Annotated in this window: 25 protein-coding genes; 16 read left to right on the forward strand and 9 right to left on the reverse strand. The window is 32.4% G+C overall.

Going from position 1 to position 15,530, the window contains the following annotated elements; genetic code table 11:
- Nucleotides 1–159: 159 nt before the first annotated feature.
- Nucleotides 160–2,052, reverse strand: coding sequence for a HAMP domain-containing sensor histidine kinase (locus tag Nisw_RS08160; RefSeq protein WP_185736609.1), 1,893 nt, complete (start codon nt 2,050–2,052; stop codon nt 160–162).
- A gap of 62 nt (nt 2,053–2,114) precedes the next feature.
- Here Nisw_RS08160 and Nisw_RS08165 point away from each other — a divergent pair, with 62 nt between their 5' ends.
- From Nisw_RS08165 to Nisw_RS08175, 3 genes are read left to right on the forward strand one after another with little or no spacing between them, the layout of a single operon-like run.
- Nucleotides 2,115–2,468 carry a phosphorelay protein gene (locus tag Nisw_RS08165; protein ID WP_141978131.1) on the forward strand — a complete coding sequence of 118 codons (354 nt, stop codon included), beginning with the start codon at nt 2,115–2,117 and terminating at the stop codon, nt 2,466–2,468.
- Between the two features lie 39 nt (nt 2,469–2,507).
- On the forward strand, nt 2,508–2,876 hold the full coding sequence (locus tag Nisw_RS08170; RefSeq protein WP_141978133.1) for a response regulator: 369 nt from the start codon (nt 2,508–2,510) through the stop codon (nt 2,874–2,876).
- A 30-nt stretch (nt 2,877–2,906) separates the two neighbouring features.
- Nucleotides 2,907–4,724, forward strand: coding sequence for a PINc/VapC family ATPase (locus tag Nisw_RS08175; RefSeq protein ID WP_141978135.1), 1,818 nt, complete (start codon nt 2,907–2,909; stop codon nt 4,722–4,724).
- On the opposite strand, the gene Nisw_RS08180 is transcribed toward Nisw_RS08175, so the two are convergent.
- Nucleotides 4,711–5,175, reverse strand: coding sequence for a metal-dependent transcriptional regulator (locus Nisw_RS08180; RefSeq protein ID WP_141978137.1), 465 nt, complete (start codon nt 5,173–5,175; stop codon nt 4,711–4,713). The genes Nisw_RS08175 and Nisw_RS08180 overlap by 14 nt on opposite strands.
- A gap of 136 nt (nt 5,176–5,311) precedes the next feature.
- On the opposite strand from Nisw_RS08180, the gene Nisw_RS08185 reads away from it, so the two are divergent.
- Complete coding sequence (locus Nisw_RS08185; RefSeq protein ID WP_141978139.1) at nt 5,312–5,668, forward strand: hypothetical protein; 357 nt, start codon at nt 5,312–5,314, stop codon at nt 5,666–5,668.
- An 8-nt stretch (nt 5,669–5,676) separates the two neighbouring features.
- Here the strand turns inward: Nisw_RS08185 and Nisw_RS08190 are convergent, their stop codons facing one another.
- A complete protein-coding gene (locus Nisw_RS08190) occupies nt 5,677–6,420 on the reverse strand; it encodes a hypothetical protein (RefSeq protein WP_141978141.1) in 744 nt (247 codons plus the stop codon).
- 85 nt (nt 6,421–6,505) lie between these two features.
- On the opposite strand from Nisw_RS08190, the gene Nisw_RS08195 reads away from it, so the two are divergent.
- From Nisw_RS08195 to Nisw_RS08205, 3 genes are read left to right on the forward strand one after another with little or no spacing between them, the layout of a single operon-like run.
- A complete protein-coding gene (locus Nisw_RS08195; RefSeq protein WP_141978143.1) occupies nt 6,506–6,997 on the forward strand; it encodes a DUF192 domain-containing protein in 492 nt (163 codons plus the stop codon).
- A gap of 40 nt (nt 6,998–7,037) precedes the next feature.
- Nucleotides 7,038–7,673 (forward strand): hypothetical protein, encoded by a 636-nt coding sequence (locus Nisw_RS08200; protein ID WP_185736610.1) that lies wholly within the window; start codon nt 7,038–7,040, stop codon nt 7,671–7,673.
- Between the two features lie 35 nt (nt 7,674–7,708).
- A complete protein-coding gene (locus Nisw_RS08205) occupies nt 7,709–8,476 on the forward strand; it encodes a sulfite exporter TauE/SafE family protein (protein WP_141978147.1) in 768 nt (255 codons plus the stop codon).
- On the opposite strand, the gene Nisw_RS09480 is transcribed toward Nisw_RS08205, so the two are convergent.
- The 3 genes from Nisw_RS09480 to Nisw_RS08215 all read right to left on the reverse strand — a co-directional run bounded on the left by Nisw_RS09480 (nt 8,463) and on the right by Nisw_RS08215 (nt 10,068).
- Nucleotides 8,463–8,597 carry a hypothetical protein gene (locus Nisw_RS09480; protein WP_255430767.1) on the reverse strand — a complete coding sequence of 45 codons (135 nt, stop codon included), beginning with the start codon at nt 8,595–8,597 and terminating at the stop codon, nt 8,463–8,465. The genes Nisw_RS08205 and Nisw_RS09480 overlap by 14 nt on opposite strands.
- Before the next feature lie 160 nt (nt 8,598–8,757).
- Nucleotides 8,758–9,153: a VOC family protein gene (locus Nisw_RS08210; protein ID WP_141978149.1), complete on the reverse strand. Its 396-nt coding sequence runs from the start codon at nt 9,151–9,153 to the stop codon at nt 8,758–8,760.
- A 102-nt stretch (nt 9,154–9,255) separates the two neighbouring features.
- Nucleotides 9,256–10,068 (reverse strand): ParB/RepB/Spo0J family partition protein, encoded by an 813-nt coding sequence (locus Nisw_RS08215; RefSeq protein ID WP_141978151.1) that lies wholly within the window; start codon nt 10,066–10,068, stop codon nt 9,256–9,258.
- A gap of 250 nt (nt 10,069–10,318) precedes the next feature.
- On the opposite strand from Nisw_RS08215, the gene Nisw_RS08220 reads away from it, so the two are divergent.
- Nucleotides 10,319–10,645, forward strand: coding sequence for a hypothetical protein (locus Nisw_RS08220; RefSeq protein WP_255430768.1), 327 nt, complete (start codon nt 10,319–10,321; stop codon nt 10,643–10,645).
- Nucleotides 10,646–10,670: 25 nt separating this feature from the next.
- Nucleotides 10,671–10,814 carry a hypothetical protein gene (locus tag Nisw_RS09265; protein WP_185736611.1) on the forward strand — a complete coding sequence of 48 codons (144 nt, stop codon included), beginning with the start codon at nt 10,671–10,673 and terminating at the stop codon, nt 10,812–10,814.
- Nucleotides 10,815–10,867: 53 nt separating this feature from the next.
- Here the strand turns inward: Nisw_RS09265 and Nisw_RS08225 are convergent, their stop codons facing one another.
- Nucleotides 10,868–11,224 (reverse strand): hypothetical protein, encoded by a 357-nt coding sequence (locus tag Nisw_RS08225; protein ID WP_141978153.1) that lies wholly within the window; start codon nt 11,222–11,224, stop codon nt 10,868–10,870.
- 82 nt (nt 11,225–11,306) lie between these two features.
- The gene (locus tag Nisw_RS08230) at nt 11,307–11,735 is read right to left on the reverse strand and encodes a Fur family transcriptional regulator (RefSeq protein WP_141978154.1); all 429 of its coding nucleotides are present in this window, start codon (nt 11,733–11,735) and stop codon (nt 11,307–11,309) included.
- A gap of 99 nt (nt 11,736–11,834) precedes the next feature.
- On the opposite strand from Nisw_RS08230, the gene Nisw_RS09270 reads away from it, so the two are divergent.
- The 6 genes from Nisw_RS09270 to Nisw_RS08250 all read left to right on the forward strand — a co-directional run bounded on the left by Nisw_RS09270 (nt 11,835) and on the right by Nisw_RS08250 (nt 14,599).
- A complete protein-coding gene (locus tag Nisw_RS09270) occupies nt 11,835–12,002 on the forward strand; it encodes a hypothetical protein (protein ID WP_185736612.1) in 168 nt (55 codons plus the stop codon).
- On the forward strand, nt 11,999–12,169 hold the full coding sequence (locus Nisw_RS09275; protein ID WP_185736613.1) for a hypothetical protein: 171 nt from the start codon (nt 11,999–12,001) through the stop codon (nt 12,167–12,169). Before Nisw_RS09270 ends, Nisw_RS09275 begins: the two co-directional genes overlap by 4 nt.
- The gene (locus Nisw_RS08235; RefSeq protein ID WP_141978156.1) at nt 12,169–12,351 is read left to right on the forward strand and encodes a hypothetical protein; all 183 of its coding nucleotides are present in this window, start codon (nt 12,169–12,171) and stop codon (nt 12,349–12,351) included. Before Nisw_RS09275 ends, Nisw_RS08235 begins: the two co-directional genes overlap by 1 nt.
- 214 nt (nt 12,352–12,565) lie before the next feature.
- Complete coding sequence (locus Nisw_RS08240; RefSeq protein WP_141978158.1) at nt 12,566–13,027, forward strand: SHOCT domain-containing protein; 462 nt, start codon at nt 12,566–12,568, stop codon at nt 13,025–13,027.
- Nucleotides 13,028–13,266: 239 nt separating this feature from the next.
- Complete coding sequence (locus Nisw_RS08245; RefSeq protein ID WP_141978160.1) at nt 13,267–13,683, forward strand: universal stress protein; 417 nt, start codon at nt 13,267–13,269, stop codon at nt 13,681–13,683.
- Between the two features lie 52 nt (nt 13,684–13,735).
- On the forward strand, nt 13,736–14,599 hold the full coding sequence (locus Nisw_RS08250) for a CBS domain-containing protein (protein ID WP_141978162.1): 864 nt from the start codon (nt 13,736–13,738) through the stop codon (nt 14,597–14,599).
- Between the two features lie 80 nt (nt 14,600–14,679).
- Here the strand turns inward: Nisw_RS08250 and Nisw_RS08255 are convergent, their stop codons facing one another.
- Nucleotides 14,680–14,871 (reverse strand): hypothetical protein, encoded by a 192-nt coding sequence (locus Nisw_RS08255; protein ID WP_141978164.1) that lies wholly within the window; start codon nt 14,869–14,871, stop codon nt 14,680–14,682.
- 314 nt (nt 14,872–15,185) lie between these two features.
- On the opposite strand from Nisw_RS08255, the gene Nisw_RS08260 reads away from it, so the two are divergent.
- Nucleotides 15,186–15,521, forward strand: coding sequence for a hypothetical protein (locus Nisw_RS08260; RefSeq protein ID WP_141978592.1), 336 nt, complete (start codon nt 15,186–15,188; stop codon nt 15,519–15,521).
- Nucleotides 15,522–15,530: the final 9 nt, after the last annotated feature.

Raw genomic sequence — 15,530 nt, forward strand, 5'->3', positions numbered from 1 at the left:
ATTCATAGTCCTTTTTTCCTACTTTACGCAAGAATTCAAAGTATTGTGTACAGTTTTTATAAAATTCTCTGTTTTTTTCATGCTCATCCATACTGTATCTTGATAAATTGACATTTTTTGAGGATAGTGAGTGATTTTAGTTCTCAGAGCTTATTTTCTTTAAGCAGTCCCTACTGGACTTCTTGGCTGTTCTCCAGAACCTTGTTTTGGTAGGGTTAATGAAAATACTGCTCCTTGATTTGGACTGCTTTTAACTGAAATTTTTCCACCATGATTGTCCACAATTCCCTTACAAATTGCAAGACCTAAACCACTTCCACCTGTTTCTCTTGTTAAAGTTGCATCTACTTGATAGAATTTTTTGAATAGATCTTTTTGTTTATCAATTGGAATGCCTATGCCATTATCTGAAACATTGATTTTAATTTCTGTTGGAGACTCTTCCATCGTAATTTCAATTTTACCTGTACCTGGAGATACTGCAGTTAAACTGTTTTTGATTAGATTCGTTATTACTTGTTTGATTCTGTCGGAGTCATGGTTTATTTCTAAATCTTTAATGTTTGAAGTCAATTCAATGTTGTTCTTTTCTGCCTCTGGCAATAATGAATTTACTGAACTGCATACTGTCTCATTGATGTTTTTCATTTCTTTTTTCATTCTTAATTGACCTAACTCTAATTTTTGTGCGTCAAGTAAGTCTGAGATAATTGATAGTAATGTCTCAGAACTGTTTTTGATAATTGTGATTCTTTCTTTTTGTTTTGCTGTTAATTTTCCTAAATGTTCACTGAGCAGAATGTCTGAATATCCTTGAATTGGAACTAGAGGTGTTTTTAATTCATGTGTGATCATTGCAAGGAATTCATCTTTTGCAATGTCTGTTTGTTTTGCCTCTTCTTCTTTTTCTTTAATTGTATTTGACATTATGTTAAAGTTATTCACTAATTGTCCTACTTCATCTGAACCTGAATATTCTATTTTTTCACCATATACCCCTTCTTTGACTTTGGAAATTGCGCTTGTAATTGACTCAAGTGGTGATAATGATTGTTTAATCACAAATACAACTATTACAAAAATTGCTATGTTTATGGCTAATAATCCTTGAATAATTCCCTCTCCTGATGAACTTTCAGAGATTAATTTGTCATTCCATGTTTTAACAACATGATCTACATGTTCAAACAAAATCAATTTCTGCTCACTCATTTCATTTTTAGCCAAATTAAATTCTGGAGACAAGAGTGCTCTTTCTTCAAGAATTTGGATTCTGATTTGAATAGATTCCCATAATGGCTCTAATTGTCGTAATGCACTTGAATTCTCTCTAGGTATTCTCTTCAAGTCCTCGTGAGTTTTTCCTACACTCTCTACATCTAACCCTGACGTTGAAATTCCTAATAGTTTTCTAAGATCAATTTCAAATTCTAGCCTTTCTTCTTTTAGTATTTCTTGTGAATTTACTTCTTCTCCAATTGAAATTAACAGAGTTTGTTGACCTATATTTTTAGCATATTCTGCTAATTCTTGTGCAATTTGTTTATGTCTATTAAAATCTCTGTCTAATGGATCTAATTCCTTGATTAATTGATCTGTAAGTAAAACTAAATCTTGATTCTTTTGTAGTACATAGTTAACTGCATCTGTAGCTTCTTTATCAAATACTGATGTTGCTTTCACATTTTCTACTTTGAATTTATAATCTTCCCATTGCGTAATAGTATGATCAAAATGAGTAGTAATTTCGGGTGTTGGGGTTTTAGCAATTGTTAAACCGTCGATATTACCGCCATTTTTTATTTCATATAATATTAACTCAACTTCATTAATTTCGTTTTGTAGTTTTTCCTTATCCTCTGTATTTCCGTTTGCAATTGAAACTGCAAATCCTGCAATTGATTCTGATTTTACTTTAATGTCTGCTATTTTGATAATGGAATGTGATTCATCATATTCTCCGGCACCTTCTTGATATAGCAAGAATAAGTTAATTGCAGCTACTGCTACCAAAACTGATATCAAAAGATATGTCTTTGTGACTATCTTCATATGGGAAAATCTCTGGCATATAGTATAAAAGTAATGGTCAGATTTTAGCTGTTGTTATTGTAATGTCTGATGAATTTATCAAACTGGCAACTAAAGAAATCCATGAAGAAATTTTAGGCATGGGAAACATCTTAAATTCTTGTTCTGATGATGCTAAAGTTTTTCAAAACTCTGATCGACTCCAAAAACATACTCATAAAATCAAAGGACTGGCACCAATGATGGGAAAAGGCTCCATGGGCAGTTTAGCAAATGTTCTTGATGATATTTTAAAACAAATTATGGTTGGAAAAACCCCTGGGGGAATATTTGATGTCTTTGCTTATTCTCATGAAAAATTAACGCAAAATATGAGTAATAATTCAGATTTGGAGCCTGTTATTGAAAAGGCCAAAAATTTCCTAAATGACATGTAATTCTAAATATTTTTTACATGTGATGACTTTTAATCTCACATGACCAAAATTATGATAGCTGATGACTCTGATGCTATCCGTCTGGTACTAAAAGATATTTTGTCTATTGGTGAACATGAGGTAATTGCTGAAGCTGTTGATGGTGCTGAAGCTGTTGATTTTTACAAACAACACAGTCCTGAAATTCTTTTACTTGATTTGGCTATGCCAAAAAAGGATGGATTAGAAGTGGTAAAAGAACTAATCATATATGATCCTAATGCAAAAATAATTTTGATTACTGCAAGCGATGATCAAAAAATTATTAACGAATGTATGAAATCTGGCGCCACCTCGTACATTTCAAAACCTTTTGATTTCAATAGCGTTCTAAAATCAATCACTGATATCTCAGGAAACGATAATTAGGACACATTATAATTAGAATTTGTAAGAAATTTGTCAAAAATTGTAGCTGATACTAGTGTTGTAATTAATGGACAACTGATATCACAAATAGAAAAAGGTACAGTTCGAAACTCTCAAATCATTATTCCTCAAGCTGTTTTAGACGAACTGCAATCTCAGGCATCAAATAAAAAAGAACAAGGATTTGTAGGATTGGAAAAAATTCGTAAGATAAAAGATCTTTCTGGTAGTTTTGGATTAGAAGTTGTCTTAGAGGGTTCTCATCTGTCTTCAGATGAAATTAAACTTGCTGGTAGTGGAAGAATTGATGCAATAATTGCTGATATTGCAAAACAAAATGATGCTACACTTTACACTTCTGATCATGTTCAATATTTAGTTGCACAAGCAAAAGGAATTCAAACTGTCTTTCTAAAGACTGAAGTTAAAAAAGAAACTTTGGAATTTCTAAAGTTCTTTGATGCTGAAACCATGAGTGTTCATCTAAAAGAAAATCAACCTCCTCTTGCTAAAAGAGGCAAACCTGGTGCATTTTTACTCACAAAAATCAATGATGATGTTCTTTCACGAGACTATTTGGAGATGATTTCTTCTCAAATATTGGATGCAGTAAATGCAAATGATTCAAACACTGTTGAGATATCTAAAACTGGAGCTTCTGTAGTTCAGTATGAAGATTACCGAATTGCAATTACACATCCTCCTTTCTCTGAATCATTTGAAATAACGATTGTGCATCCAATAATACAACTGTCTCTTGATGATTATAGTATCTCTGAAAAACTAATGGAGCGATTTTCTGATAGAGCAGAAGGAATTGTAATCTCCGGTCCTCCTGGTTCTGGAAAAAGTACTTTAGCATCTGGACTGGCAAATTTTTATCACAACAAGGGAAAGATTGTAAAAACATTTGAATCTCCACGTGATTTACAAGTTGATCCTGGTATTACTCAATATAGTAAACTTGATGGTAGTTTTGATAACACTGCTGATATCTTACTTCTCGTACGTCCTGATTATACTGTATTTGATGAAGTAAGACGTCGTGAAGACTTTAGAACATTTGCTGATTTGAGATTAACCGGAGTTGGAATGGTTGGAGTGGTTCATGCAAATTCTCCTTTAGATGCAATTCAAAGATTTATTGGAAAAATTGAACTTGGAATCATTCCAAATGTTTTAGACACTGTGGTGTTTGTTAAAGATGGACAAATTGGAACTGTCTATGATTTAGAGTTAAAAGTCAAAGTACCTTCTGGAATGACTGAATCTGATCTTGCTAGACCTGTTATTGAAATTAGAAATTTTGCTGATAATACATTAGAACATGAAATATACACATTTGGAGAAGAAAATGTGATAGTTCCTGTAGGTAAAAAAACCAAAGTAGGCATAGAAAAACTGGCTGAAGACAAAATACGTGAGACCTTTAAAAAATACGATCCACGTGCCCAAGTCGAAATTCTTTCTGATAATCGAGTCAAGGTGCTAGTTGATGAACAATATATTCCATCTATCATTGGCCGAGGGGGTTCTAACATTAACGAAATTGAAAAATCACTACAAGTACATATTGATGTTGTTAAAAAAGACTCTGAAAATTATCATTTAGATTCTAATGACTTACCATTTACTTTTTCAGAATCAAAAACAGCTCTGATTCTTACTGTGAGCAAAGAGTATACTGCAATGCACGCTGACATTTATGTTAATGATGAATATGTCACATCAACTAGGATTGGAAAAAAAGGACAAATCAAAATTCCAAAACGTTCTGATGTTGCAAGAAATTTAATGAAACTTGCATCTTCTCAAAATGACATTCAGTTATTTCTCAAAGATTTTTAAAATTTTCAATAATTTTTGGATTTGCTTTTAGAAATGTAATGAATTTTCTTAACTGTTTGATTGTTTTTGGATTTAGATGATGTTCTATTCCTTCTGCATCTTGATTTGCAGTATCATACCCAACACCTAGAATCTCAAAAAACTCCAATAATATTCCGTGTTTTTGTCTTATCCCTTCAGCTACCTCTGCCCCTTTTTTTGTTAAATTGATTCCATGATATTTCTCATATTCTAGGTATCCTCCTTCATCTAATCTTTGTAGCATTTTGGTAACGCTTGGTGCACTTACATTCATGTGTCTTGAAATGTCTAGTGTAGTTGCATATCCTTTTAATTCTACTAATTCTGAAATGATTTCCAAATAATCTTCCATTCTTGTACTAGAACGAGCTCTTTCTGATTGATGGGCTGCTTTGATGGAATCTAGTCTCTTGGAATTTTTACCTTTCATGTAATCTTTGTATCTAAATTTTATCTATTATAATTGAGTGTCTTTTTCAGAGATTTTTGGTTACTCTTTGTTGACTCAGAAGTAACCGTTGTTGATCTTTGAATCTTAACTATTTTTTCCTACATTCTAGGTAGGAATGGCAGACCCCCTAAAGGAACGACTAGAAAAACTTCGAAAAATCTCAGAATCTGCAAAACGTAGAGCAAGTTTGTATTCTGATGTTGCAAAAATAGATGACAAACATACTGCTCGGTCGTTAGGTGCCCTTCAAAAAGCTCCTGCCCCTGGAAAAAAACTGCAAAAAATAGGCTTTCTTATGTTGTGGATACCTGAACCTACAGGTGTTACCTGTGCTGTTGGCGGTCCTATGATAGTTGCAGGACGATACTTGGAAAAGAAATACAACAGTGCCACAATTCACGATATTGGCCACCAAACAAAAAACACCTTTTCATCAATTAGTGATTTTAAAACATCTGTGATGAATCATTAGATTGTCTTTTAGATGAGAATATCTTTTTCTGAATTAATTAATGGTTTTTTTGGAATATCAAATATCTCAAATGAATCTAAATATCTCAAATGTTTTGAAATTGATTTTTCATCTAATGTGATGAGTATTCTGTCATTGTGCTGTATTTCATATTGCGATATGTCTGATAGGAATTTTTTTCCATTAACATAAACTTGAACTGTTTTCTTTCCCTCTCCACAAAATTCATTGACATCTTTAGAAAAATCATATTCGACAAAAATACAATCTTGCGTTATTTTTAATCCAATTGATGCAAAAAGCATTTCCAGTGGAACTCCTGTTGCATGTTTGTGAATTAGATATGGGTTATGATCCTCAAAATGGATATACTTGCTAGATAGTTGGAATTGTGGTAGACCGAAATTTAGCTGTTCTCCATCTAACACAACAAGCATTGCTGCATGTGAATGATCACTTCCATACCTTCCAATGTTGTATTGATCTGCCAAAATTTGTTCAGGACTCATGTTTAATGTATTTTGGACAATTTGAGAATCTATTTCATTTTGATTAATAAAATAATATGAAAAGAATCCTGCTGACACAATTACAAAAACTATAACTCCTATTACAAGACTCTTACTTTTTGATTTTGGTGTAATTGCTTGTTGTGGAATTGGTTGTAGATATTCAAAATTACTTTCTTCATAACGTCCAGGTAAACTGTCATCTGAGTCGATATCTTTTGGAAGTACTTTGTCTTCAGACAATTACATGGAATTTCTCTTGTTTGTATAAATGTCCTTGATTCTAAAATTGATTAACGTATTTTAAAAGGCGCATTCAAATTGAAATGTGACTACTAGGGCTCAGGCACTAATTCCAATCTCAATTGCTGCTGTTATTATTGGAGTTGTAGGCTTGATGTCCATTCCTAGTGAGAGTAAATTAGAATCAGTTGAGTTTCCTAGGGGTACAATAATGGTTGATGATGTCCCGCTTGAGGTGCAAATAGCAGATACTGAACCTAGAAGAGTACGTGGTCTGATGTTCCAAGATCAATTACCATATGATCAAGGGATGATCTTCGTCTTTGGTGAACCTGGACTTTATTCTCTGTGGATGCTTAACATGCAATTTCCACTTGATATGATCTGGTTTGATGAAAACGGCAAAGTTGTTCACATTGAACAGAATGTTCCTCCATGCAAAGCTGCTCTAGAAATTGCTACATGTCAAAGTGTAGTTCCTGATAGTAATGCAGTTTACATTCTTGAGGTAACTGCTGGATTTATTGAACAAAACAATATCACAAAAGATTCCATTCTAACTATAATCTCAATTTAGAATTGCAAAACCTTATCTTTGAATAGTAGATTTGTTGTTTGTGAATAAATTAATTGTAATTCCAATAATCCTTGGCATTGCAGCTGTTCTCTCATATTCTATGTTAGTTTCTGATGATCCTTCTGAATCTCTTACTACTCCTATCTATGATTCTGGTTTTACTTATTATGACATTGAAGCAATTCAAACATCTCTAAAGGAACATGATATTTTTGTTTCATCTCCTACAGCTATAACTGATCATACTATTGGTCAATACTGTACATTTTTTGAAAAAGGACTTCCGAGAAATGTAGAATACTGTACAACTACTGCTGTTTTAGATTCAAATGGTAATACCCTTGGAAATATCAATATCGGTGGAAGTATCTCCTCTCCAATTTTGGCAATTGCAAATCTTGAAACTGATACCTTGGAATCTGATAAAGAAACAACATACGCAATATTTGAGGCTGTAATTCAGACACTTGTTTGCGATTGTTGGGAAGAAGAAGAATCAATTGGATTTGAAACTATTTCTGAATGGGTAGACACAGTACATACTTTCTATTATGACTCTGATGAGCGTAATATCAAATCCAAAATTAACAATTTGGCTGATACTAAAATCCTCCTTGAAATTACTTCAAAAGATAATTCTGTGTTACAGACATTAATTATTACAAAACACGTCTAATTATATACAACAAAATTCTTTGATTGGCGATTACAATGATTGATCAACTATGGCTTATTCCTTTAGGATTTGTAGCAGGTGTGTTGGGTTCTATGATTGGATTAGGTGGGGGCATTATTGTAGTTCCAGTTTTAACTTTCTTGGGATTTCCTCCAACAACTGCTGCTAGTAGCAGTCTTTTTGCTGCTCTTAGCAATGCAATTGCATCTACTATATCCTATTCCAAACAAAAACGAATTGAATATTCTTTAGGATTAAAACTTGGGTTGCTATCTGTTCCTGGAACTGTATTGGGTGCTATTGTTTCTAGCGGTGTGGCTTCCGATATTTTTAAGATATTATTTGGATTTGTGTTGATTGCTTCAGCAGCTTACATCTTCTTGAGAAAAAAACTTGCAACAAAAGAAAAGAACACTTCTCTGCAAATGATGATTTTTGCAGTAGGTGCTAGTTTTTTTGCAGGAATCATCTCTTCATTCTTTGGAATAGGTGGTGGAATTGTGTTTGTACCGTTAATGGTGGTTGGAATGGGAATGGCAATGAAAAAAGCTGCACCAACTTCCCAAATGATATTACTATTTGCTTCATCGTCTGGAGTAATTGTTCATAGTTTATTGGGACATCCTGATTTTCTTCAAGCGGGATTTTTAGCAATTGGTTCTTTTATTGGTGGATTGGTTGGAGCAAGGTTGTCTATTGATGTCAAAGAAAGATACCTCCAAATTTTGGTTTCTGTAGTTATTTTAATCGCGGCAGGAAAATTATTCTTTGATTCCTTGATAGGGAATTTTACGTCTTTGTGATTTTAGGCAATTTTGATTTCTCTTCTGCAAGTAATTTTTCTACTTCGATTTTGTGATGCTTACAATACAATCCATTTTCTACACAGTCAGGACATCTTAGATATTTGTAATAATCAATCATGTTGCAACTCGTTTCTTATTTGTTATAATACATTTCACCTGTTTCCTCACATGTAATGTAGTGTATTTTTATCAGAAAATGTGCCGCTACTTGTAAAATGGATCTGAATCTAAAAATGAAAAAAATTATTTTATGTTTTATGCCGATTTGAAATTATTTTTTATAATCCGCCACCAAAAATTTCGCTTAACTCTACAACGTATCCATTCACATCTTTAATGTACACTGATTTGGAATTATCAAATGTAACTTCTCCTCCATAAAGTATTTCGACACCTAATTCTTTGCATTTGTTTGATACTTGCTCAAAATTTCTAACATGGAAACCAAAGTGAGTAATGCCACCTTCAGGAGACATATCTGGTACTTCATACAAACAAAGAATGACTGAATCATTCCCTATTATTTTTGATGGAACATTCAATTTGTTTGGAGTATTATCTTCTACTTTAACTTCAAACCCAAATAATTCTTTGTAGAATTTTACACTTTGTTCCAAGTTTTTTACTTTCATATTGATATGATCTATGGCTGTTGCTTTTAGAAAGTCATTCATGAATTGTGTCCATTGAAATTACAATTAAATGATTCTTAAATTAGAAACAGCTAATTAGCTTGGGCTATTAATTCTAATCTTATAGAACTTTGATTCAAAAAACTATCTTCTTTTACGTTTTAGATAGTCTGAAATAATTTTTCCAGCAAGATCATCTGGAGTAAGTTCTTTCTTGTTTGATTGGCTTGCAAGCTTTCTAGCATTGGTTTTGGATAGTTTTATTGACAAATTTTGTTTTATTTGCATGTTTTTTGCCCTTTTTAGTAACTTTTGATGGGATGATTTTGGGGATTGTGATAATGCCTGAAGATATCTTTTTCGTAAACCTGATTCTAGTTTTGAAACCCTCTCAACAATTTTTTCAGCCTTTTTGATATTTGGAACTGTAAGGTAAAGTTTTGTCATCTCATCTCTTGAAATTTGATGAGGGACTAGTGTTCTTAGTCTATCTGGAACTCCTGCAAATCCCAGGTATTTGTTAAGAGTTACAGATGACATTCCCATTGATTTTGCAGCAGCTGATTTTCCCATCTGTTCTGTCAAAAACTTGCAAGAATCAGCAATCTCTTTGTGATTCATATCATTTCTATGAATATTTTCAACAACTGATGCGGCCTTTGCATTTTCTAGATCATAAGATGTTTGCTTTGTTAGAACATGAACTGGAATCTTCTTTGCACCTAATCTTTTCATTGCTGCAAGTCTTCTCTGCCCCGACATTAGCAAGAATGTGTTTTTACCTTCTTTTTGAACAAGAGGTGGATTCAACAGTCCTTCATTTTTAATTGATTTTGCAAGCTCTGAAATATTTTCTCTGTCAAGCTTTCGTGCCTGAGCTTCTTTCCAAACTTTGATCTGTTTTATCGGAATCTCTCTTAATCTGTATGAGATTGTTGGTTTGTATCTTCTCACCATTATTTCAAAAACATCATCTTTAATGTAATCATTGGTCTATTGAAAATAATTACAACTCTAATTATCTCAACAAGATTTTTTTCCAAAACAAAATCAATCTAAAAAAGTTGAGTTAACCTAAAAAATTCCTGATGTCCGGATTATTTAGTTAACCATCTTACTAAATTTCTTTAAAACTGCTGCAATAACAATTTTGCAGATGTTTTTATCGATGGTTTTATAACAGGTGGTATGATAACATTTTGCCACTATGAAAGAGCTTAAAATAAAAAAAGATTTTACAAATATTTACACACAAAAATTTCCAAACTCATATTTGAAGGAAATGAAAAGATTAGATTATCGCATTCCTGATAAAACAAAACCATTGTATCTTTCAATTGCAAAACAACTCTCCAACAAACTCTCAAAAAAATTGAAAATTATGGATGTTGGAAGCTCTTATGGGATAAATTCTGCATTAATGAAACATAATCTTACAATGTCTGAACTTGATGATTTCTTTTTAAAAGAAGAACCTTCTGTAGAACAATCAAAACAATATTTTGAACAATTATCAAAAATACAGACAGTATAAAAGAGAAAAATTGTCTCTTTAATGATTGTCAAGACGAATAACAATAGTATTAGATGATGATCTGTACAAAAAATTACGAGAAAAACAATCAAAAAAGACCAAAGAAATGGCAGTATCTGTAAGTTTTTCTAGAATGGTCAACGAAACACTACGTAAAAATCTCAAATAAAATTAGATTCAAGTCTCTAAAGATTCAATCTAAAAATAAGAAAAATAAAAAAATTATGGTGAAAAACCTGCACCGCTGACGTCTCTATCCCATGCATCTACCATTGGATTTTGTCTTTTGTCCAGTTCTTCCAAATATCCGTTGGTTTCCATTGAAGGAACATAAAATATTGCAGATACTGTATCGCCGACTTGAGCGTTACACTCTGGTACAACTACACTAACTCCATACTGTGATTCTCCAACACATCCATTTTCTGTAATTGCTAGTACTGTTACTTCTTCAGTAACTTGAGTTGGAATGATGTTCCAAGGTGTTATTGTAAAGATAATCGTTACAGCCATACCTGTAATCAATAAGGCCATCAATGTACGTCGGGATAATCTTTTGTCTGTTTGTTTTGTTAACATTTGTTCTCACCATCATTACGTGAATACCAGATAAAAGGGACATGGATAATTCATCGAATTGATTCTGCTGGTTACAACTAATTTAGATTTTAATCTTTGATTTGCAATCACTGCAATAACCAATCAACTCAAAATTACTCTTTAAAATTAGATATTTTGATTTCTTTGCAGCCTTTGTCTGTATTTCTCTTAGTGATTTCTCATCTAAATCCTCAATTTTGCCACATTTCATACAAACCAAGTTGATATGCTCATCAGTGTGTGCATCAAATCTTGCTTCGCCATCAACTTCTATTTCGTTGACAAGCTTTTTTTCTCTTAACAGTTCTAATGTCTTGTATACCGTTGACAGGCTGACCATGGGGTGTCTCTTTCTTACAACCTTGTGAATCCGCTCTGCATTAGGGTGGTCTTCAGTTTTTAGCAGATAATCTACTATTGCAATTCTTTGAGGTGTTATTCTGAATCCTTCATCTCTAAGTGAGTCAACGATCTGTTCTAATTGCTGCATGCTATCACTTCCTAGCGATCCTATTTAATATTTATTCCTTATTAAGAACAATTCCTAATAAACAACAACACTTAATTAAGAATCATTCCTAATAAGATTATGATAATCCAACCAATTCAAGAAAATAGATTAGAATTAAACAAAAAAATAGTAAACAAGGCAGTTAGGATATGTGTAAACTGTGGGAATATTGCAGTAAAAATCCAAAATCACGGTATTTTTTGTAAAGACTGTGGCTCTTTTTTTGATGTGGAGGATGAAAAATGAGTAAAAATTCCTGTAGAAGTATTTGCGGATATTATGACGCAAAGGCTGAATTTCGAAATTCACAAAATAACATGTTTAGAAAGTATTGCTCTACCTGTGATCTGGAACTAGTTTCAAGATATTCTAGTTGTCCTTGTTGTCATCAATCATTTGGAGGCAGAAAATAATGGGGTTTTCATGCAAAGGTGTTTGTGAAGATTTTAGAGGAGAAAGTATTCCAAATGGTTCTAGATACAACTATGGCCAAAAAAGATGTTCTTTATGCAGTCTCTTTTTGACTGTACCAAGTGTACGATGCCCATGTTGTGGTGCTGTTTTGAGAACAAACCCAAGAGGTAAAAGGCGATAATGGCAAAAAGAACAACCATAATTTTAGATGATGATAATCCTAAAAAACTTCGTACAAACCAATAATTCAATACCACAATGGGGTTTTGGAGTCCTTAACTAAAACTTCTAATCCCTTTGATGGTTCAAGCCTCTAAAGATTCAAATCAACACTTACAACATGAACAATGTTAGTTAAAATAGAACCTCTGCACTAGAGATTTGGAATTCACATCATGGTCAGTAACAAAGAAAAACCCCCAAACCCTAAGAAGACCCTCAAGAAAAAACAAGAGAATATTCTAGATGTAACAAAAAATTATACTCAAACAGTAGAACATGGGAAACAAATTGGAAGAGAAACTATGGAAAAAATAAATCAAGCTACCCATAACGCTGGAGATTTTATAAAATCTCAAGAATATCTAAAAGCACTAAAAATTAACTCACTACAAATTAGAGAAAAAGGCATAGAACAAAAAAATTTACTAAAAAAGAACAGTCCTAAATTTTATAAAAAAATTGTTAATGGGTTTTTTTACTTTTTTGAATTAATTGTAGGGAGAATCAAACTAGGTACTCAGTATGGCTCTGCAAGCCTTGAAATTCTAGAAAAACTCGCCAAGCTCAAAGAATTAGGAATAATTACTGACAGAGAATTTAATGAAAAAAAGAAAAAGATCTTGGATAGAATTTGAGTAGAATGTGGGATTTGAACCTAAATTGATGGCCTTGAACTAATTTGACGTCACCTCGAGGGCCTATGCAATTTGATTTAAGACTCTGTGATGGCATAATTTTGAATCTCATTTAATTCCCAAAATAGCATCTGGCCTTTTTGGACTAATACCTTGAAGAATTGAATTAAACTGCTATGCTCTTTTTTTTGTGAAAATAGAATTCACTGTTAATATTGAGGTGTTTTTGGATTTAATTTATGGATCTTAACAGAATTTTAGTTCCACTTGATGGTTCAAAAAAATCCTTTGAAGCATTAGATAGAGCAGTTACTCTGGCAGGATTTACTCATGGACATATCATGTGTATTCATGTGATTCCTCATGTTATGGAGGGTGGTCCTAGGACAAAGGCATTTGACAAACAACTCCAAGAAGATGCAAAAATACTTTTGAAAAAAGCTGAAAAACGTGCAACAAACAAGAATGTGAAATTTACCGCAAAACTATTGAGAGGTTCACCTGGTCATGTTACTCTGCATACTGCAAGATCTGGAAAGTTTGATCATATTGTTATGAGTACAACGGGTTCTGGCACTGCAAAAAAAGATATGATTGGAAGTGTATCAAACCATGTTCTTCAAAAATCTAAAATTCCAGTATATTTGATAAAATGACTCTTTTAAGAAACTATAACATTTCTTTGAATGCGATGGTGGATTTCATATTATGACTCAACTTAAATCTATAATGAAAACGCCCATTACAATTCAAAATGATGCATCCCTTTCACATGCAATCTCAAAACTATTGCAAGAAAACATTAGTCGACTGTTAGTAAAAGAGAATGATCATTACAGTATCATCACTGAAAAAGATATTGGATTCTTTTTACTTAATGATGATTCTGAAAAAAATCTTGATGAGATTCCTGTTTCTCAAATAATGAAGAGAATTACGTCAGTTAATGATGCTATGGCTATTGAAACCTGCATTGAAATTATGCTTGAAAGAGGAATTGGTTCTTTAGCTGTGACTAGAGGTGATGAGGGTATTGTTGGAATTATTACAAAAACTGACATTGCACAATATTATGTTCAAAACTGTGTCGGCAGTCATACTGTAGGTGATCTAATGACAATTTCTTACCTCTCTATGCAATCTGATGATTATCTGAAAGATGTTGTCTCAAAAATGATTGAAGAAAAAATCTCTAGAATTTTCTTAAAAAATAAAAACAATGAACCTGAAGGAATTCTCACATTTCGTGATTTGTTTCATATTGCATTAGAGCAGGGAAATTCTGATTCAGTATTGGATAATTCTGATGACTCTATTTCTGTAGTTTTTTCAAGAAAAGGATTTCTATCTGATTCTGGATTTGGAAAAACCATACAGGCAAAAGATGTGATGACAAAGACATTTGAATCTGTTGACTTTAAAGAAGATCTTTCTGTGGCATGTGAAGAAATGATTCAAAATAGAATTAATGGTGTTGGTGTCCTAATCAATGGAAAACTGGGTGGAGTTGTTAGTAAAACTGATGTCCTAAAGGCAATTTATGTTGATAATAAATCCAAAAAATCTTCTTAATTTGATTAAGAAAAATATGCGTAACTACGTCCATTTTTGACTCCGAAAAAGTAGCCAAGTTCACGTGGACTCTCTTTTTCTTAGTTTTTTCTTTTTTTATTACTTCTTGCACGTGTTCTGAGTTTTGCATTACAACATGGACATCTGATGTTTATCGTTTCCATAAAAACAGCACATAATGTACATCTTTTTTGCCCTTTTTCATATTTTTGTGATGTGGTTATGTGATTTGTTTTTAATTGCAAACATGTACCTCTACACTGAATTGTCAATTAAGAGAACCTCCTTTCTTTACTAAAATTTCTCTAATCTCCGCCAACACTGATTTTTATTTTCTGCAAAATTTTCTTTTTTTTTATTTCTTCATATTTCATAAAGAATTGGGGTTAAAATGTTCTAATAAAATTAAATTAACATTGTTCAGTTTTTGCTAAATACTACACACAACATAATAAATTCAGTATGTCTGGTCTAGAAAATTTTAATATTGATACGTTTCCCAAGAATCATAATAAGATGAATAAGACTCGATGTGATTTTAGGAGTAATTGTTTTGTCTGATAATAGAAATGATATTCTAAGTTCTATGGATATTTTTATAGAAAAAATCCAACATATTAGGGGACTTATGCTGGGAGTCTCACTATCTGCTTTAATTCTAGCACCATTGGCCATAGGTATTTCATCTTACTTGATTACTCATCCAAGATTCCTTCATTTGATAGAAAATGAGCGTGATTTCTCATTAATGTTGGTAGTTTTGTTAATGGTTGTTTTAGTCACATCTGGAATATGGTTGGTTACTGGACTGCAACAATTTAGATCACTAAATTCTTGGAATAAGCGATATTGTAACTATTTAGAAAGGAAAAAAAACTTGGATAATTCTATCTCTGCAAAATATAATTTGGATGAAGAATAATCTAAAAAT

Source organism: Candidatus Nitrosopumilus sp. SW (assembly GCF_006740685.1).
GTDB lineage: Archaea > Thermoproteota > Nitrososphaeria > Nitrososphaerales > Nitrosopumilaceae > Nitrosopumilus.